Genomic DNA, 17843 nt, shown 5'->3' on the forward strand with positions numbered 1-17843 from the left:
GGACAGGACGAAGGCCCCGGAGTGCACTTCCGGGGCCTTCGAACATCCACACCGACGATCAGCCGTGGTGGTGCTCCAGCGAGTGGGCCAGCAGCGACGGGGTCAGCACGACACCCGTGTAGGCACCGGCGACCAGCGAGGCAGCACCGTAACCCAGCGCGCCACCGCCCTCGATGAACGTGTTGTAGGCGTCGCCGAACGTCGGGTCCGGGGTGCCGGTGGTGTCGCCGGTGGCGGCGAACGCGGTCCCGCCGACCATCATGATGCCCGCGGCGACGGCGGAAACGAAACCAGCCTTCTTCAGCACTTCGCACTCCTAAGTAGAGATATTCAGGGGGTCGGGGGCACCGAATCCGGTGGGGGTGTCCCGCAGTGAGAAAATTACTCGCTATTCGGGCTCTGTGACCGTCTCGTAAGCCCATTGTGTGAGCCGAAAAAGGTTCATTTCACTCGGTCCGGTTCTCTGTCTCGGGCACAAAATGCGACCCGCTACCAAGCGTGGTAGAACCCTCGATCCCATCAGGTGAACGCCCTCTGTCGCGTTAATCCATCCGGGTCACATCGACGAGCGTCCCTGAATGGTGATCATCACTACACACGGTGATGGTGACCAGGTGTTGATGTCACGCGACCGACAGTGAGATGACGGTTTGGCGAATCACCGTGGTGGCTGCCTGCGCGATCGGCCGGACGCAGGTACCTTCCGAAAGTGAGGGTTCGCGTCCCATGCGGACTCTCACGGGAGGCCCTGGTCGTGGCGGTTGTCGACAGGGCGGCACAGCCGCCCAGTGGATGCACGAGGGGGCCGGCACCCGGCCCTCGCGGTCGTGCCGGCTGACGCGGTAAGCGTCAGAAGGAGCGGTCAGCCAGGGAAGTGCCCGGCCCAGCGAGTGCGGGCGTGGTGCCACGCCCACGAGGGAGATGCCGTCGTGACTGCGCAGCGTTCACCCCGCAAGGCCTCTGGCCGTTCTTCGACCGGTGCCTCTGGCCCGGAGAAAGCCTCGATCTCGCCCGAATCCCAGCGGTCCACTTACGTGCTCGACACGTCGGTCCTGCTCTCTGACCCCTGGTCGGTGACTCGTTTCGCCGAACACGCGGTCGTGCTCCCGCTGGTCGTCATCAGTGAACTGGAGGCGAAACGTCACCACCCCGAACTGGGGTGGTTCGCGCGCGAAGCGCTTCGCATGCTCGACGACCTGCGTCGTCAGCACGGCAGGCTCGACGCGCCGATCCCGATCGGTGAGCACGGCGGCACCCTGCAGGTGGAGTTGAACCACTCCGATCCCACGGTGCTCCCGGTCGGCTTCCGCACCGACTCCAACGACCACCGCATCCTCGCCTGTGCGCTCAATCTGGCGGCGGAACGCGTGTCGGTCACGCTGGTGACGAAGGACATCCCCCTGCGCGTCAAGGCGGGCGCCGTCGGTCTCGAAGCCGACGAGTACCGCGCGCAGGAGGTGACGCCTTCGGGCTGGACGGGGATGGCGGACGTGGACGTCCCGCAGACCCTGGTCGACGCGCTGTTCAGCGGGGCTTCCGCGGATCCGGCGGAGTTCGGGATGCCCGAGGTCGGTGAACTGCCCTGTCACACCGGGCTGAGGCTGCTCGCGGGCAGCTCCAGCGCGTTGGGCCGGGTCACCGCGGACAAGCGGATCCGGCTCGTGCGCGGCGACAAGGAGGCTTTCGGGCTGCACGGCCGGTCGGCCGAGCAGCGGGTGGCGCTGGATCTCCTGCTGGACTCCGACGTCGGCATCGTCTCGCTGGGCGGCCGCGCCGGGACCGGTAAGTCGGCGCTGGCGCTCTGCGCGGGGCTGGAATCGGTGATGGAACGCCGCCAGCATCGCAAGGTCGTGGTGTTCCGGCCGGTGTACGCGGTCGGTGGCCAGGAACTGGGCTACCTGCCCGGTTCCGAGAGCGAGAAGATGCAGCCGTGGGCGCAGGCGGTGTTCGACACCCTCGGCGGGCTGGTCAGTCAGGACGTCCTCGACGAGGTCTTCGACCGCGGCATGCTCGAGGTGCTCCCGCTGACCCACATCCGCGGCCGGTCGCTGCACGACACGTTCGTCATCGTCGACGAGGCGCAGTCCTTGGAGCGCAATGTGCTCCTGACCGTGCTTTCGCGGCTCGGCACGGCCTCACGGGTCGTGCTCACGCATGACGTCGCGCAGCGCGACAACCTGCGGGTCGGGCGGCACGACGGCGTTTCCGCGGTGATCGAGAAGCTCAAGGGTCATCCGCTGTTCGCGCATGTCACGCTGACCCGGTCCGAGCGCTCGCCGATCGCGGCGCTCGTCACCGAGATGCTGGAGGACCACGGATAGCCGATCGGGGAGTCCTCTTGGGACAGTCCTAAGGGGACTCCCCGTGCTTCCTTCGCACCGCGGCGAGATCGGCGTCGTGGGTAGGGCCGTGGGAAAGGCGGTTCGGCGCCGCCGTGGAATAGAAACAGGAGATCGCCGGGACGACGAACGGGTCTTGGCCGACGGTGAGGCCCAGCAGGAGATCCCAGTCGTCCATTTCGACCAATGACTCGTCGAAGCGGGCTTCGGCGAGACCTGCGCGATGGGCGACGGCGCCGGTGTCGGCGAGGTTCTCCGTCAGCAGGGCTTCGCGGCTGTACGGCTTGAACAGCAGTCGCGGCAGCCCTTCGACGTCATCGATGACGTATCCGCCGTACGCGGCGGTGATCTCCGGGTGCTCGCCGAAAGCCCAGGCCAAAGCCTTGAGCCACAAGGGATGCATGGTGTTGTCGTCGTCGAGGTAGGCGACGACGTCGCCGGTCGCTTCGGCGAGGGCCGCGTTGCGTGCGGCGCTGACCCTGTTGTGCGCCACGCGGATCGTGCGGATACGCGGGTCGTCGAGGGCCGCGAGCACCTTGGGTGTGGAGTCCGAACTGTCGTCGTCGACGATCACCAGTTCCCAGTTCTGATACCGCTGTGCCCTGACCGATTCGATCGCGCGCGGCAACAACGTGGCGCGGTCGTGCGTCGGCAGGACGACGGAGATCTTCGGAGTGGCCGCGAGTTCCAGCTGTTCGAGCCACTGGGTGAAGGTCTGGACGGCGCGAGCGGCTTCGAGTTGCCCCGCCCGGAGATGAAGACCCTCGAAGGCGGTGTCGTGGCTTTCGAGCCAGCCATCGAGCGCTTCCTGCCGCGAGCCGAGGGCCTCCTGCTTGGCTTCGACGGTGGTGATGCGCGCGTCGCCGTCCCGCAACGCGCGGCCGTGGTCCTCGAGCCAGGCGTTGTGGTGTTCCAGAACCGCGCGCAACCGCTCCAGCTCCGCGGCCTGGGCCGCGACCACGGAACGCAGTTCGGCGAGCTCGTCGCTGTCCTCGTGGCGGCGGTCCACTGCCGCCGCCACGGTTCGTCTGAGGCGCTTCACCCGGTGCACCCTAGTGCTTCGAGGGCGAAGGATCACCAGCCCGACGGCAGCGGGCGCCCTTCCGCGAAGCCCGCGGCGGACTGGATGCCGAGCAGCGCCCGCTCGTGGAATTCCTCCAGCGTCCGCGCGCCCGCGTACGTGCAGGCCGACCGGACACCGGAGCCGATGGAGTCGAGCAGGTCTTCGACGCCGGGCCGGGCCGGGTCCAGCGCCATCCGCGACGCCGAGATGCCCTCCTCGAACAGGCCCTTCTTGGCGCGTTCGAAGACGTTGTCCGTGCGCGTGCGGGCGCCGACGGCGCGTTTCGACGCCATGCCGAACGACTCCTTGTACGGCCTGCCCTGCTCGTCGTAGCGCAGGTCGCCGGGGGATTCGTGGGTGCCGGCGAACCACGAGCCGACCATGGCCGCGGACGCGCCCGCGGCCAGTGCCAGCGCGACGTCGCGCGGATGCCGCACGCCGCCGTCCGCCCAGACGTGCTTGCCCAGCTCACGGGCCGCGGCGGCGCATTCGGCGACGGCGGAGAACTGCGGGCGGCCGACGCCGGTCATCATCCGCGTGGTGCACATGGCGCCGGGGCCGACGCCGACCTTGACGACGTCCGCGCCCGCGTGGATCAGGTCGCGCGTGCCCTCCGCGGTGACCACGTTCCCGGCGACCACCGGGACCCGCGGGTGCACCGACCGGACGGCCTTGAGCGCGGAGATCATCTTCTCCTGGTGGCCGTGCGCGGTGTCGACGACCAGCACGTCGACGCCCGCCGCCAAGACAGCCTCGGCCTTCGCCGCGACATCGCCGTTCACACCGATCGCGGCGGCGACGCGCAGGTTCCCGCCGTCGTCGACGGCCGGGGCGTAGATCTCCGCGCGCAGCGCCGCGATCTCGGTCAGGACGCCCGCGAGCCTGCCGTTTTCGTCGATGCCGAGCGCGAGACCGCCGCCGTGGGCGTGCAGGCGCTCGAACACCTCGCGCGGCGGGGTGTCCAACGGGACCGTGACGAGCGCGGGTTCCGCGACGTCGGCGAGCCGCGCGAAGCGGTCGACGCCGGCGCAGGCCGCTTCGTCCACGATGCCGACGGGCTTGCCGTCCTCGTCCACCACGACGACGGCGCCGTGGGCGCGTTTGCCGACCAGGTTCAGCGCGTCGGCCACCGCGTCCCCGCCGGTCAGCACGAGCGGGGTGTCCCACACGGTGTGACGGCTCTTGATCCAGGTGACGATGTCGGCGACCGCGGCCACGTCGACGTCCTGCGGAAGGACGACGAGCCCGCCGCGCCGGGCGACCGTCTCGGCCATCCGGCGGCCCGCGACGGCCGTCATGTTGGCCACCACGATCGGGATCGTCGCGCCGGTGCCGTCCACAGTGGACAGGTCGACATCGAAGCGGGACTCCACGTCCGAACGGTTCGGCAAGAGGAACACGTCGTCGTAGGTCAGGTCGTGAGCGGGCCGGTGCCCGTCGAGAAAGCGCACGAGGCCCCAGGATACCCGCGTGGGACAATGTCGGCATGACCGACCGGGACCGTGACGAAGCCGGACGAGCCCGCAACGCGCGCCCGCGAGACGGACTCGGCAGGCCGCTCCCGTACGGCGTCGACGGGGTCGAACGGCAGCCCGAGGGCATCGAACGCCGCCCTGAGGACAGCATCGCCGAGGCCCAGCGCCTGCTCGACGCGGGCCGTCCGTTTCACGCGCACGAGGTGTTCGAGGACGCCTGGAAGGCGACGGACGGGCCGGAGCGGGAGCTGTGGCGCGGCCTGGCGCAACTCGCCGTGGGCCTGACGCACGCGGCCAGGGGGAACGGGAACGGCGCCGCGTCGTTGCTGGAGCGCGGCGCGGACAACATCGAGCCGTTCCGCGAGGCCCGGCCGCACGGGATCGACATCCCGGGGCTGCAGGCCTGGGCGCGGAAGATGGCCGAAGAGGTGAAGGTGCGGGCGCGGGTGGAGCCGGTCGCGCCTCGTCTACTGGGCCAGACCCTGTAGCGCCGAGCCCGACCGGTACAGCTCGATCAGCAGCGGTCGCAGCGAGCGTCCTGCCTCGGTGAGCCGATAGCTGGTCCGGCTGGGGAAGCCGGGCAGTTCCTCACGGATGGCGAGGCGTCGCGCGGTGAGGTCGCCGAGGCGTTCGGTCAGCACCTTCGCGGACAGGCCGGGCAATGCCGCGCGAAGTTCGCTGAAGGACCGCGCTCCGCCCATCAACTCCCGGAGCACCAGTGTCGCCCAGCGGCCCGAGATCGCGGCGAGCGCGACCTCGACGGGGCAGTCCGGCTCCGGTCGCCGGGTGCGGCCGCGGGCGTCCGGCACGAGTTCGCCGTCGAAGGTTTCCGTTTGGTGACCTGCTTCGCGGTCGGTTTCGCTGTCCGCATGACGCATTCCTCCAGTGTGCCTTTGACGGCGGACCCCGCCGAGCATCCCTTCGTCTTCCAGGCCGCCTTCAACACCGGATCGGCCGGAATCCTCGACACGGTCTACGAACCGGGCGCCGTGTTCGTCCGCCGGGACGGCGTGCAGGTGAGCGGCGCGGAACGCCGGGCCGCGAACGGCCGGATCCTCGCGCTCGGGCGGCCCGTCAAGGTCACGCCACGGCAGGTGCGCGTAGCCGGTGACCTGGCCTTGTTGATCGTCGACTGGGTCATCGAGGGCCATCTCGCGGCGACGGCCACCGACGTCGCGAGGCGCGGCGAGGACGGGCTCTGGCGCTACGTGATCGACAATCCCTTCGGCATCGCCACACCTTGAGTACTCGACATACCGCGAGTATGTTACTTCGAGTAGGAATACTGCTCAGTAGGTAACGGCGGGAGAAGCGCGGATGGGCGAGCCCAAGGAATTGCTGGCGGAACCGCTGAAACTGCGGTGTGGCGCGATCCTGCCGAACCGGCTGGCCAAGGCCGCGCTGAGCGAGCAGCTCGGCGACCGTCGCAACCGGCCGACGCCCGAACTGGCGCGGCTGTTCCGGACGTGGTCAGAGGGGGGCGCCGGGACGCTGATCACCGGCAACGTGATGGTCGATCCGACCGCGCTCGGCGAGCCGCGCAACGTCGCTGTGCCCCGCGAACCGGACGCGACCGAGTTCAAGCAGTGGGCGCGGTCGGCGGACGGGACCGAGACCCGGTTGTGGGTCCAGCTCAATCACCCCGGTCGTCAGAGCCCGCGTTTCCTGTCCCGTCAGCCTGTCGCGCCTTCGGCGGTGCCGTTCGGCGACCGCGGCATCCGTTCGGTGTTCGCGACGCCCCGGGCGCTGACCGGCGACGAGATCGAGGCGATCATCGACCGGTTCGGCGTGGCCGCGCGGACCGTCGTCGACGCCGGATTCGCCGGTGTCCAGATCCACGGCGCGCACGGCTACCTCGTCTCGCAGTTCCTTTCGCCGCTGACCAACCAGCGCACCGACGGCTGGGGCGGGGACGCGCTGAGGCGGCGCCGCTTCCTGCTCGAAGTCGTCGCCCGTGTGCGCGCCGAGGTCGGCGACGCCGTGCCGATCGCGGTCAAGCTCAACAGCGCGGACTTCCAGCGCGGCGGCTTCAGCGAGGAGGAATCGCTCGAAGTCGTCCGCGAACTGGGCGAAGCGGGCATCGACCTGCTGGAAGTCTCCGGCGGCACCTACGAGAAGGCCGCCATGATGGGCTCCGGCAAGGCCGGCACCGTGAGCCGCGAGGCCTACTTCCTCGACTACGCCGCGAAGGCGCGTCAGGTCACCGATGTCGCGCTGATGGTCACCGGTGGTTTCACCAGCCCGGCGGGGATGGCGGACGCGCTGCGCTCCGGCGCGCTCGACGTCATCGGTCTCGGCAGGCCCCTGGTCGTCGATCCGGCGCTGCCCGGCCGTCTGCTGGGCGGCGAGGACGTCCCCGCCCGGCGCACGGCCCCGAAGACCGGCATCCGGCTGGCCGACAGCCTGCTCGAGATCCAGTGGCACACCCAGCAGATGCACCGCGTGGCCGCCGGGAAACCGGTCGACCGGCGGCTCGGCGCGGTGCGGGCGCTAGTACGCGCCGGTGTCGCGGATCCGCTCAACGCCTTCCGCCGGGTCCGGGGCTAAGTAGTCGTCGGTGTCATCGCGGCGGTTGAAGGTGCGGTCGAAGCCGACCGCGGCCGCCGCGAGGCCGATGAACAGCACGCCGATCAGCACGCAGTTGAACGCGACGCCGCCGTAGCCGTTGATGCCCGGATCGACGAACGGATACGGGTAGAAGCCGATGATCGCGCCGCGCGCCAGGGTGACCGCGAGCCAGCCCAGCGGGTACAGCAGCGACCACGACAGGATCCGCCACGACAGCTGCCCTCGCGGTCCGAACAGCAGCCAGCCCGCGACGCACATCAGGGGCGACACCTTGTGCAGCATCGTGTCGGCGAAAACGGCCCAGCCGTGCAGTTCGTAGAGGTCGGCGAGCGCGACCTGGAAGACGACGCCGGTCACGGTGATCCCGGCGAGGCCGGTGAGCCGCAGCACGCCGAACAGCGTCGAGCGGCCCGCGACACCGAGTGCGAGCGCCAGGCTGCCGATGCCGACCAAGATGTTCGAGTCGATGGTGAAGAAGGCCAGCAGGTTGGCCACCCGTCCGGCAGGGGTCTGGAAGGCGCCGCCCTCGGTGCCCGCCGAGACGGGGATCTGGGCGGCGAGGCCGGCGATCACCACCAGCGCGGTCGCGCCGAACCAGGCGCGCGCGATCTTGGAAGCCTGCATCCGCCTACTTTATGGGTGATCACACCGGGACGTCCCGTCACCACCGGGCCCCGCCACTCGATCGGGGGCGGGACGCCGCCGGGACTTCCCGGCCACCGGGTCATATCGTGGGCAGCGATGGACGTCGAGCGGAGGCCCGGACGCCGCGGGCGGGTCGCGCGGGGGCCGGCGGAGGACAGCGGGCCCGTCGCCGAGTTCGCGCGACGGCTTTGGGAGCTGAAACGCGCCGCCGGTGACCCGTCCTACGACCGGATGCGCGACGAATACGGCGCGCTCGCTTCCAAATCGGCGCTTTCGGCCGCCGCTCGCGGAGAGCGTCTGCCCAGCTGGGAGACGTCCTGGGAGTTCGTTCGAGTGCTGGCCGCCGGGGTGCTCGGCGGTGACGAGGACGAGGTCCGCCACGAGTGGCGAGCTGAATGGGAGCGCGCGCGGGACGCGCCGGCCGCCGGTGCGGCGCCCGAACCGGCTCCGGAACGCACACGCCGGACGGCGTTCGTCCTCGCGGGAGCCGTGGCGCTCGTGCTCGTCGCGGCGCTGGTGTTCGTCTTCGCCGCCCCGTTCGGTACCGACCCCTCCGCTCCGGCAGGCGACGCGTCGGAGTTCGTCTCCGACGTGACAGTGCCCGACGGCAGCGAGGTCGCGGCCGGATCGACCTTCGTGAAGACGTGGGAGTTCCGGAACGCGGGAACGGTCGGATGGGTCGGCCGCTATCTGGTCCGCGCCGGTTCGTTCGGCGATCCCGGCGAATGCGGCACGCCCGAACGCGTGCCCGTCCCGCAGACCGCGCCCGGTGAACACGTGCGCGTCTCCGTCGAGGTCCGCGCGCCCGACCGGCCAGGGCACTGCCAGGTGTATTGGAAGATGGCCGACGAGCAGGGCCACATCCTGCTGCCGAACACGCGTGCCGTGTTCTTCTCGGTCCGCGTTCTTTGACCTTCCGGCCCGGTGGTCAAAGCGCTGACCTGCGTGGACATTGTTCCCTCGGCCATGGCCATTTCGCGGCCGTGAATCGCTTTCCGAGTGGCCGCGGGCGCCTTTAACGTCATCGGCGTCCGGGAATTCCGGATGGGAATTTTCCGAAACACTCTCACATTATTTGCGGAAAGGGAATCCATGCGTCCGTACGTCAAGGTCGCCGCACTGGCTGGGGCCACGCTCACCGTGGCACTGCTGCCGGTCACCGCCGCACAGGCGGCTCCGGCGCCCGCTTCGGGCAGTGATCCGATCATTACCTGCGAATCCGGCTATCACGGCTGGATGCGCCGGGCCGGGAAGGACGCGATCTGTTTGAAGCCGGGCACCCGCACCTGGGACGTCAAGGTCTTCGAATGCGCCGGAGATCTGACGGTGCATTTCAAGAACGGCGAGAAGGCCTATTGCGGGGGAAACATGAAAATCGGCCTCGACCTGGCCGTCCAGTCCACTGTCGTCAAGACCGTTGTGGGGAACCGATGAACAAGAAGCTGCTCGCCGTCGTCCCGGTCGCGCTGGCCGGCACCCTGCTGATGGCACCGTCCGCTTCGGCGGCGTCGAAGGTCTGTGAGGGCGGACCGCTGATGGGCGCGTCGACCAAGGTCGTCGAGGTGAGCGCGGGACAGAGCATCGATATCACCGTGCACAACCACGACTACCGGGGAATGCTCGTCCAGATCATCGACGACACCTTCGACAAGGGCCTCTGGAGCGGGGCGATCGCGCCGGGCAAGGAGCACACGGTGAAGCACGGCGTGCTCGGGGAGCCGCCGGTCTTTCACAAGATCCGGTTCGAGGTGACCTCCAACCTGTCGAACAACTACACCTACAAGATCTCTTCGGACCGCTGCTACTGACGCGTTTCGTCACCTGCTTGCGGTCGTTGCGCGCGCAAGGACCGCAAGCAGGTGACTAATTGCTGGGTTTGAGGAGGCCGCGCACGGTGTCGATGGTGTCGGCATCGGCGGCCTCCTTGTCCGGCCGGTAGCGCACGACCCGCGCGAAGCGCAGGGCCAGCCCGCCCGGATACCGCGTGCTCACCTGGGCCCCGTCGAGTTCGATTTCGACGACGAGCTCCGGCCGCACGTGGACCGCCCAGTCCGAGCGGTGCGTCTCTATCTCCTGGAACGTCTTCGTCTGCCAGGTCAGCAGCTCGTCCGTCATGCCCTTGAACGTCTTGCCGACCATGATCGGCGGCCCGCCGTCGGGATCGCGCGCGCCGAGATGCAGGTTCGACAGCGTGCCTGTGCGCCTGCCGTGCCCCCATTCCGCGGCGAGCACGATCAGGTCGATCGTGTGTACCGGTTTCACCTTGAGCCACGCGCGCCCGCGGCGGCCCGCCGCGTACGGCGACGCGAGGTCCTTGACCATCACGCCTTCGTGCCCGGCGGCCATCGCCGCCTCCAGCACCTCGGAGGCGGAGGCCGGCGCGATCTCGCCGGGGATCACGTGTTCGCCGGCGACCTTGTGCAGCGCGGCGTTCCGCTCGGACAGCGGTGCGTCCAGCAGGTCGACGCCGTCGAGGTGCAGGCAGTCGAAGAAGTACGGCCGCAGCAACAACGCCTTGACCTGCTCCTCGCGGGTGCTGCCGAACCGGCTCATCGTCTCCTGGAACGGCCTCGGCCTGCCGTCGTCCGTCAGCGCCAAGGTCTCGCCGTCGAGCACCACCGACGTGCAAGGCAGCGAGCGCACGAGATCCACCAGTTCACCGACGCTGCCGGTGATCTCCCGCAGCGTTCGCGTGTAGACGTGCACCTCGTCGCCGTCGCGGTGGACCTGGATCCGCGCGCCGTCCATCTTGTACTCGACCAGCGCCTCGGTGTGTTCGGTGATGGCCTCCTCCAGCGACTCTGCCGGGGACGCCAGCATCGGCCGGATCGGCCTGCCCAGGGCCAGCTTGAATTCCGCCAGCCGCTCCCGGCCGCCGGTCATCGCCGCCAGGCCCGTCACCGGCAGCTGCCCGGACAGCATGAACGCCCGCCGGACCTCCTCGGCCGGGATCTCGGACGCCGCCGCGATGGCGTCCACCATGATCCCCTCGAGCGCGCCCTGCCTCAGCTCGCCCGTGAGCAGCCGGAACAGGAACTGCTGCTCGTCCTTCGTCATCTCGGTGAACAACGCCCGCAACGTGTCCGCGCGCAGCTTCACCGACCCCGAACCGGACGCCGCCCCCACCGTGCCGAGCGCCTCGTCGACCTCGGCCACGGTCAACGACGGCTCGGCGGCCGGAGCCGTGTCCAGTTCGGCCAGCGTCCGCCAGCCGGTGCCGATGCGGCCCTGCGTCGGCTGCCCGGTGAGGAACGCGACCACCGCCGGAAGCTCCTGCTCACCGGCGGCACGCAGCAGCGCGGCCAGGGTGGCGATCTTCGCCTTCCTGGACCTCGTGGCGGCCAGTTCGGCCGACGCGGTCACCACCGCGGTGAACAACATGGGTCCATCATGAACCCGGGTACCGACAGTTTCCCGCCGAGCGGGTTCAGGCGTGCGCGGGATCGGCGACCCAGCTGGCGAGCAGGCCGAGCGCCCGCTCGCTGTCGGAGCCGGGCTCGGCGGTGTAGATCACCAGGGCCAGGTCCGGATCGGCGGGCAGCCGCAGCGTCTCGTAGCGCAACCGGAGTTCACCCACGATCGGGTTGATCATGGCCTTCCACGAGTGCGCCTTCTCGCGCACGGTGTGCTTCGCCCACAGCTTCCGGAAGTCCTCGCTGCCGAGGGAGAGTTCGCCGACGAGCTGGGCGAGATACGGGTCGTCCGGATACTTCCCGCTCTCGGACCGCAGGTTCGCGACGACCTCTTTCGCCACGGTTTCCCACTCCGGGTGCAACTCGCGGGCGCGCTCGTCGAGGAAGAACATCTTCGGGATGTTGCGCTCGCCCGGCGGGCGCCCGGCGAAGTCGAAGGCCAGTGCGCTGCCGAGTGGGTTCCAGGCCAGCACGTCGAGGTAGCGGCCGAAGACGAACGCCGGGGACTGGATCGCGTTCAGCATCAGCTGCAGTTCCGGCCGGATCCGCTGCGCCCGCGGCCGCGCGACGCGTCTGCGTTTCGGGGCGGCCAGATTGCGCAGGTAGGTCTCCTCGTCGCGGTGCAGCCGCAGTGCCCGGCTCAGCGAATCGAGGACGGAATCGGACACGTTGCGCGCCCGGCCCTGCTCCAGCCGCGTGTAGTAGTCGACGCTGATCCCGGCCAGCTGCGCGAGCTCTTCGCGTCGCAGCCCGGCGACCCGTCGCTGGTTGAACCCCGTCGGCAGGCCGAGGTCCGCCGGATCCAGCGCGGCCCTGCGTGCCTTGAGGAAGTCGCCCAGTTCGGCCGTCTCGGTCATGTCGACAAGTATCCCGGACGTCGGGGACGCGTGCCTGGCCCTGGCAGACCCAGGCTGGTCCGGGTGGTCGTGAGTGCCGATTCGGGTCTAACCGTCGTTGCCACTCACGAGGCACTGGACAGATGGGTCACCGCCGCGGTGATCACGAAGTCCGTGAAGGCCTCCTTCCCTACCTTCAGGGTAGGGAAGGAGGCCTTCACGGACTGCAGGAGACGGCCACCCTCTTATGGTCCTGTCCGGAAGGCAGGTTCTGGCCCTGTGCTTTGGGCCAAAACGCCGACATCGTGGAGGCATGGACAGCGAACGAAGAAGCGTGACGGTCGGCGTACTGGGGGTCCTGATCGTCGGCGCGTCCGTGCCGGTGACGGGGATGCTCGACGGCTACCCGGTCATCACCGGACAGGCGCTGCGTTACGCGCTGGCGGGTTTGCTCCTGCTGGCGTGGGCGCGGCTGCGCGGACGACCGTTGCCGCTGCCGGGCCCGCGCGACGTGCCGTCGCTGATCGCCCTCGCGGCGACCGGGATGATCGGGTTCCAGGCGTGCCTGCTGTTCGCGCAGCGTTACGCCGAACCCGGCCTGGTCGCCGCGTTCCTCGGCGGCACGCCGCTCGTGCTCGCGCTCGCCGGCCCGCTGGGCAGGGGAAGACGGCCCTCGTGGGCGCCGGTGACCGGGGCGGTGCTCGCCGGGCTCGGGATCGCCGTGCTGTCCGGCGGCGGCGCGGCGCGCTGGCAGGGGCTGGTGCTCGCGACACTGGCGATGGTGTGTGAAGCGCTGTTCACGTTGCTCGCCGTCGGCGTGCTCGAACGCCTCGGGCCGTTGGCGACCGCGACCTGGAGTTGTTGGGCCGCGGGCGTCGGCGGCGCGGTGGTCGGCACGATCGCCGACCCGTCGGGCGCCTGGGCGTGGCCGGACGGGCGTGAACTGATCGCGCTCGGCTACCTGACGGTCGTCGTCACGGCGATCGCGTTTCTTCTTTGGTACTCGGCGGTTTCGGCGCTGGGCGCGGACCGGGCCGGGGTGCTGGTCGGGCTGATGCCGGTCTCCGGGCTCGCGGTGTCACTGCTGTTGGGAATGCAGGATTTCCGCCTCTCCCAGCTGATCGGCGTCGCGCTGGTGTCCTCAGGCGTCGTGATCGGCCTGCGCCGCCGCGAGTTCGGTGAGGCGAGCGCATTTGACGTCGAAGTGCTTCACGACGTCGCCGCCGATGATCGCGACCATGACCGCGCGCAGCGGCCCGCCGATCCTGATCTCCTGGACGAACTCCGTCCCGCCGTCGACCGTGGTCAGCTTGAACGCGATGTCCATGGCGCCGAAGGGCACCGGCTGGCGGATGGCGACTTCGCGGTCCTGGGTAAGGGAAGTGATCGTGAACGGCTCGGCGATCCGTGAGTGCACGCGGCCGCGCACGGCTCCGGACGGGACGACGAAACCGGTCGAGCCCACCTCGGCGGGACCGTGCAGTTCGACCTCGGCGAGGTCGGGGTCCCAGGACGGCCAGCGCGTGAAGCCGGCCAGCGACGGCCAGAGCGCGGAAGGCGGGCAGGGCAGGATTTCGCGGGAGGTTCTGGTCCAGGTCATACCCGGACGATATACGGAACTATCAGTCTCGTAAACTGGGGTGCATGGTGAGAGGCAGGCCGAGGGAAGAGGGAATCGACGACGCGGTCCGCGATGCCGTGCGGGCGTTGCTGGCCGAAACCGGTTACCAGCGCTGCACGATCGACGCGGTCGCGGCGCGGGCGGTCGTCGGCAAGGCCGCGGTGTACCGGCGGTGGCGGTCGAAGGCGGAACTCGTGTTCGCCGCGGTGATCCATCCCGTCGAGCTCGAACCGCCGGAGGACACCGGTTCGCTGCGGGGCGACGTGGCGGCGGTCCTCGACGTGATCCAGTCCTCTTTGGACAGTGTGGAGCTGCGGCAGGCGCTGCCGTCGCTGCTCGCCGACGTCCGCGCGGATCCGGTACTGGAAGCGCGGTTCGGTGACGTTTTCCTCGGCCGTGAACGCGGATATCTGGTCCTGATGCTGGATCGGGCCGTCGCGAGAGGGGAACTCTCACAACGGCCCGATCCGGCTCTGGTGCACGCGATCCTGCTCGGCCCGGTGCTGACGTGGCTGCACCTGTTCACCGAGACACCGCCTTCGGCTGGGCTCGCGGCTTCGCTCGCCTCACCGCTCCATGCGGCTGTGGTCGCTCTCGGTGCTTAGCGGCCTCCGCGCGCCATGCGGAGCACGTCGAGGGCTTCGTCCAGCTGGGCCTCGGTGAGCTTGCCGTTCGCGACGTGACCGCGTTCGATCACGACCTCGCGGATCGTCTTCAGCTCCTTGAGCGCCAGCTTCGCGATCGCGGCGGCCTCTTCGTAGCCGATGTAGGAGTTCAGCGGCGTCACGATCGACGGCGAGCCCTCGGCGTACTCGCGCGCGCGGTCGGCGTTCACCGTCACGCCCGCGAACACCTTGTCCGCCAGCAGCCGCGAGACGGCCGCGAGCAGCCGCGCCGATTCGAGCACGTTGCGCGCGATGACCGGCAGGTTCACGTTGAGCTGGAAGTTGCCCGCCGCGCCCGCGAAGGCGACCGCCGCGTCGTTCCCGATCACCTGGGCGACCACCTGCAGCGTCGCCTCCGGGATCACCGGGTTCACCTTGCCCGGCATGATCGACGAACCCGGCTGCAGATCCGGCAGCGCGAGTTCGGCGAGCCCGGTGCGCGGGCCGGAACCCAGCCAGCGCAGGTCGTTCGCGATCTTGTTCAGCGACACCGCGACCGTGCGCAGATGCCCGGACGTCTCGACGACGCTGTCCTGCGTCGCCTGCGCCTCGAAGTGGTCACGCGCCTCGGTCAGCGGAAGGCCGGTCACCGAAGCCAGTTCCTGCGAGACGGCCGAGCCGAAGCCCTCGGGAGCGTTCAGGCCGGAGCCGACCGCGGTCCCGCCGATCGGCAGTTCGCCGAGCCGCGGCAGACCCGACTTCAGCCGCTCGACCCCGAACCGGACCTGCGACGCCCACGCGCCCGCCTCCTGGCCGAAGGTGATCGGGACGGCGTCCATCAGGTGCGTGCGGCCGGACTTGACGATGTCCGCCCATTCGGTCGCCCGCGTTTCGATCGCGGCGGCCAGGTACTCCAGCGCCGGGATCACGTCGGACAGCACGGCTTCCGTCGCGGCCACGTGGATCGTCGTCGGGAAGGTGTCGTTCGAGGACTGCGAGGCGTTGACGTGGTCGTTCGGGTGCACGTCGCGGCCAAGCGCCCTCGACGCGAGCGTCGCGATGACCTCGTTGGCGTTCATGTTCGACGAGGTCCCGGAGCCGGTCTGGAACACGTCGATCGGGAAGTGCGCGTCGTGCTTGCCCTCAGCGACCTCGTCGGCGGCCTTCGCGATGGCCTCGGCGACGTCGGCGTCCAGAACGCCGAGCTTCGCGTTGACCCGCGCGGCGGCGGCCTTCAGCAGGCCGAGCGCGCGGATCTGGGCACGCTCCAGGCCCCGGCCGGAGATCGGGAAGTTCTCGACGGCGCGCTGCGTCTGCGCGCGGTAGAGGGCGTCGACGGGGACGCGAACCTCACCCATGGTGTCGTGTTCGATCCGGTATTCCTGTTCAGGCATACCCCAAGTCTCGCGCAGTGCCTCCCGGCGCGCTCCGTGTCTTTCGGCACGCGAGGGCTAGGATCGAATGTGTTCTCGATCACGCCCCCCACCACCTCCCGGGAGAGTGCAGAATGAGCGAGTCCGCTGGGGAGACGTCGTACGACCTCGTCATCATCGGGGCCGGTCCGACGGGTCTTTTCGCCGCTTACTACGCGGGATTCCGCGGTCTTTCGATGGCCGTCGTGGATTCACTGCCGGAGGCAGGCGGACAGGTCACCGCGATGTACCCCGAAAAGATGATCTACGACGTCGGCGGGTTCGCCGAGGTCCGGGGCCGGGATCTGGTGCAGGGCCTGCTCGATCAGGCGGCGCCGTGGAAACCCGCGTATCTGCTCGGGCGCAAGGCCGAGAAACTCGAAAGTGTCGAGGACGGCATCACCATCACGCTCGACGGCGGTCAGGTCCTGCGCGCCGGCGCGGTGCTGATCACCGCCGGGATCGGCGAGTTCACCCCGCGGCCGCTGCCCGCCGGTGACGGCTGGCTCGGCCGGGGCATGGTCCACTTCGTGCCCGCGTTGCAGGCGCACGCCGGGCAGCACGTGGTCGTCGTCGGCGGCGGGGATTCGGCGTTCGACTGGGTGCTCGCGCTGCATCCGGCCGCCGCGAGCGTCACCCTCGTGCACCGGCGCGCGAAGTTCCGCGCGGCCGAGTCGATCGTGCGGCAGGCGCGGGACCTCGGCGTGCGGATCGTCACCGACGCCGAGGTCACCCGGTTCCTCGACCGCGACGGCGCGCTGGCGGCGGTCGAGATCCAGGCCAAGGGGGCCGAACCCGAACTGCTGCGCGCCGACACGGTGGTCGCGGCGCTCGGGTTCACCGCGGATCTCGGGCCGATCGAAAGCTGGGGGCTGCAGATCGACCACCGTGCGATCGCCGTCGACTCGACGATGGCGACACCGCGGGAGCGGGTCTACGCGGCGGGCGACGTCGCGGCGTATCCGGGGAAGGTGAAGCTGATCGCGACCGGCTTCGGGGAAGCGGCGACGGCGGTCAACAACATCACGGTCGCGTTGAACCCGGACGCGCATCTGTTCCCTGGGCACTCCAGCAACGCGGAGTAGCGAGCGTTAAGCGGGCGAAGTAGGCGGCGTGGTCTTCTCGGCGATCCACTGCGCGTACGCCACCACCGAAGTGGCGATCGACGGCGAAGTCGCGCACACCGGGTCCGCGTTGCCCGGGCGGCTGATCGTGCCCAGCAGCACCCACTTCCCGTCCACCTTGGCGATCTCCGGTCCGCCGGAATCGCCGTAGCACGAGCCTGATTTCCCGTCGGGGTTGTCGGTGCACAGTTCGACGGCACCGTCGAACTTCGCGGTGCAGCGCACGCCTTCGACGATCTTCGTGTCCAGTTGCCGCAGCTTCGCCGGGCCCTTGCCGCAGCCGGAAGTCGGGCACGTCTGGCCCCAGCCGAGCAGCCGCGTCGGCGTCCCCGGAGCCACGACGGCGCCGAGCGCGATCGGCACCGTCTTCACCGGCGCGGCCAGCCGCACCAAGGCGAGATCCCCGCCCGCGTGCTCGGGTTCGGGGTTGTACGACGGGTTCACCACGACCTCGGCGAGTTTCGCGATCTCGCCGCCCTGGGTGTTGTCGTTGCTGCCGATCCGCGCGCTCAGGTTCGCCGGGTTCTTGCCCTCCACACAGTGTCCCGCCGTCACGAGCCAGTCCGCCGCGATCAGCGCGCCGGCGCAGAAAGCCTTGCCGGAGGCCGAATGCAGCGACGTGACGAACGGATACGGCTCGTCGGCCTCTCTGCCGCCGACGAGATCGCCCGCGCCCGTGGCCTGCCCGACCGGCGTGAAGACCATCGCCGCGAGCAGGACCACGAGCACGCGCTTGAGCACG

19 protein-coding genes and 1 pseudogene are annotated in these 17843 nt (G+C 69.7%); 10 read left to right on the forward strand and 10 right to left on the reverse strand.

What is annotated here, in order from left to right; translation table 11 throughout:
• Nucleotides 1-58: 58 nt before the first annotated feature.
• Nucleotides 59-307 carry a hypothetical protein gene (locus ACFOSH_RS16485; RefSeq protein WP_378239783.1) on the reverse strand — a complete coding sequence of 83 codons (249 nt, stop codon included), beginning with the start codon at nt 305-307 and terminating at the stop codon, nt 59-61.
• Between the two features lie 727 nt (nt 308-1034).
• Here ACFOSH_RS16485 and ACFOSH_RS16490 point away from each other — a divergent pair.
• Nucleotides 1035-2321: a PhoH family protein gene (locus ACFOSH_RS16490; protein ID WP_378239967.1), complete on the forward strand. Its 1287-nt coding sequence runs from the start codon at nt 1035-1037 to the stop codon at nt 2319-2321.
• A 28-nt stretch (nt 2322-2349) separates the two neighbouring features.
• Here ACFOSH_RS16490 and ACFOSH_RS16495 read toward each other — a convergent pair whose 3' ends face one another.
• Nucleotides 2350-3381, reverse strand: coding sequence for a glycosyltransferase family 2 protein (locus tag ACFOSH_RS16495; RefSeq protein WP_378239784.1), 1032 nt, complete (start codon nt 3379-3381; stop codon nt 2350-2352).
• Nucleotides 3382-3413: 32 nt separating this feature from the next.
• The gene (gene guaB1 / locus ACFOSH_RS16500) at nt 3414-4853 is read right to left on the reverse strand and encodes a GMP reductase (protein ID WP_378239785.1); all 1440 of its coding nucleotides are present in this window, start codon (nt 4851-4853) and stop codon (nt 3414-3416) included.
• A 35-nt stretch (nt 4854-4888) separates the two neighbouring features.
• Here guaB1 and ACFOSH_RS16505 point away from each other — a divergent pair, with 35 nt between their 5' ends.
• The gene (locus ACFOSH_RS16505) at nt 4889-5365 is read left to right on the forward strand and encodes a DUF309 domain-containing protein (RefSeq protein WP_378239786.1); all 477 of its coding nucleotides are present in this window, start codon (nt 4889-4891) and stop codon (nt 5363-5365) included.
• On the opposite strand, the gene ACFOSH_RS16510 is transcribed toward ACFOSH_RS16505, so the two are convergent.
• Nucleotides 5345-5755, reverse strand: a complete 411-nt coding sequence (locus ACFOSH_RS16510) for a winged helix-turn-helix transcriptional regulator (RefSeq protein WP_378239788.1) — start codon at nt 5753-5755, stop codon at nt 5345-5347. The genes ACFOSH_RS16505 and ACFOSH_RS16510 overlap by 21 nt on opposite strands.
• On the opposite strand from ACFOSH_RS16510, the gene ACFOSH_RS16515 reads away from it, so the two are divergent.
• The gene (locus ACFOSH_RS16515) at nt 5747-6121 is read left to right on the forward strand and encodes a YybH family protein (RefSeq protein WP_378239789.1); all 375 of its coding nucleotides are present in this window, start codon (nt 5747-5749) and stop codon (nt 6119-6121) included. The two genes, ACFOSH_RS16510 and ACFOSH_RS16515, sit on opposite strands and share 9 nt — an antisense overlap.
• Before the next feature lie 73 nt (nt 6122-6194).
• On the forward strand, nt 6195-7424 hold the full coding sequence (locus ACFOSH_RS16520) for an NADH:flavin oxidoreductase/NADH oxidase family protein (RefSeq protein WP_378239790.1): 1230 nt from the start codon (nt 6195-6197) through the stop codon (nt 7422-7424).
• On the opposite strand, the gene ACFOSH_RS16525 is transcribed toward ACFOSH_RS16520, so the two are convergent.
• A complete protein-coding gene (locus ACFOSH_RS16525) occupies nt 7368-8069 on the reverse strand; it encodes a Pr6Pr family membrane protein (protein ID WP_378239791.1) in 702 nt (233 codons plus the stop codon). The genes ACFOSH_RS16520 and ACFOSH_RS16525 overlap by 57 nt on opposite strands.
• A 117-nt stretch (nt 8070-8186) precedes the next feature.
• Between ACFOSH_RS16525 and ACFOSH_RS16530 the strand changes: the two genes are divergently transcribed.
• From ACFOSH_RS16530 to ACFOSH_RS16540, 3 genes are all read left to right on the forward strand, one after another.
• Entirely contained in the window at nt 8187-9002 is an 816-nt protein-coding gene (locus tag ACFOSH_RS16530; RefSeq protein ID WP_378239792.1) for an NBR1-Ig-like domain-containing protein, read from the forward strand.
• A gap of 87 nt (nt 9003-9089) precedes the next feature.
• Nucleotides 9090-9524 (forward strand): hypothetical protein, encoded by a 435-nt coding sequence (locus tag ACFOSH_RS16535; protein ID WP_378239793.1) that lies wholly within the window; start codon nt 9090-9092, stop codon nt 9522-9524.
• A complete protein-coding gene (locus ACFOSH_RS16540; RefSeq protein ID WP_378239794.1) occupies nt 9521-9898 on the forward strand; it encodes a hypothetical protein in 378 nt (125 codons plus the stop codon). Before ACFOSH_RS16535 ends, ACFOSH_RS16540 begins: the two co-directional genes overlap by 4 nt.
• A gap of 55 nt (nt 9899-9953) precedes the next feature.
• Here ACFOSH_RS16540 and ACFOSH_RS16545 read toward each other — a convergent pair whose 3' ends face one another.
• Together ACFOSH_RS16545 and ACFOSH_RS16550 are read right to left on the reverse strand one after the other, a co-directional pair.
• Nucleotides 9954-11471: an ATP-dependent DNA ligase gene (locus tag ACFOSH_RS16545; protein WP_378239795.1), complete on the reverse strand. Its 1518-nt coding sequence runs from the start codon at nt 11469-11471 to the stop codon at nt 9954-9956.
• Nucleotides 11472-11517: 46 nt separating this feature from the next.
• Nucleotides 11518-12360, reverse strand: coding sequence for a helix-turn-helix transcriptional regulator (locus ACFOSH_RS16550; RefSeq protein ID WP_378239796.1), 843 nt, complete (start codon nt 12358-12360; stop codon nt 11518-11520).
• A gap of 292 nt (nt 12361-12652) precedes the next feature.
• Between ACFOSH_RS16550 and ACFOSH_RS16555 the strand changes: the two are divergent.
• Nucleotides 12653-13483 (forward strand): annotated as a pseudogene (locus tag ACFOSH_RS16555) (DMT family transporter); the annotation flags it as partial.
• On the opposite strand, the gene ACFOSH_RS16560 reads toward ACFOSH_RS16555, so the two are convergent.
• On the reverse strand, nt 13481-13939 hold the full coding sequence (locus tag ACFOSH_RS16560) for an SRPBCC family protein (protein WP_378239797.1): 459 nt from the start codon (nt 13937-13939) through the stop codon (nt 13481-13483). The pseudogene ACFOSH_RS16555 and the gene ACFOSH_RS16560 overlap by 3 nt on opposite strands.
• Before the next feature lie 44 nt (nt 13940-13983).
• On the opposite strand from ACFOSH_RS16560, the gene ACFOSH_RS16565 reads away from it, so the two are divergent.
• Nucleotides 13984-14565 carry a TetR/AcrR family transcriptional regulator gene (locus ACFOSH_RS16565; protein WP_378239799.1) on the forward strand — a complete coding sequence of 194 codons (582 nt, stop codon included), beginning with the start codon at nt 13984-13986 and terminating at the stop codon, nt 14563-14565.
• Here the strand turns inward: ACFOSH_RS16565 and ACFOSH_RS16570 are convergent.
• A complete protein-coding gene (locus ACFOSH_RS16570; RefSeq protein WP_378239800.1) occupies nt 14562-15959 on the reverse strand; it encodes a class II fumarate hydratase in 1398 nt (465 codons plus the stop codon). The two genes, ACFOSH_RS16565 and ACFOSH_RS16570, sit on opposite strands and share 4 nt — an antisense overlap.
• Before the next feature lie 113 nt (nt 15960-16072).
• Between ACFOSH_RS16570 and ACFOSH_RS16575 the strand changes: the two genes are divergently transcribed.
• The gene (locus ACFOSH_RS16575) at nt 16073-17062 is read left to right on the forward strand and encodes an NAD(P)/FAD-dependent oxidoreductase (RefSeq protein ID WP_378239801.1); all 990 of its coding nucleotides are present in this window, start codon (nt 16073-16075) and stop codon (nt 17060-17062) included.
• Nucleotides 17063-17068: 6 nt separating this feature from the next.
• Here ACFOSH_RS16575 and ACFOSH_RS16580 read toward each other — a convergent pair whose 3' ends face one another.
• Nucleotides 17069-17842 carry a S1 family peptidase gene (locus tag ACFOSH_RS16580; protein WP_378239802.1) on the reverse strand — a complete coding sequence of 258 codons (774 nt, stop codon included), beginning with the start codon at nt 17840-17842 and terminating at the stop codon, nt 17069-17071.
• Between the last annotated feature and the right edge of the window lies 1 nt (nt 17843).

It is taken from the genome of Amycolatopsis speibonae, from assembly GCF_042647925.1.
GTDB classification, from domain to species: domain Bacteria; phylum Actinomycetota; class Actinomycetes; order Mycobacteriales; family Pseudonocardiaceae; genus Amycolatopsis; species Amycolatopsis speibonae.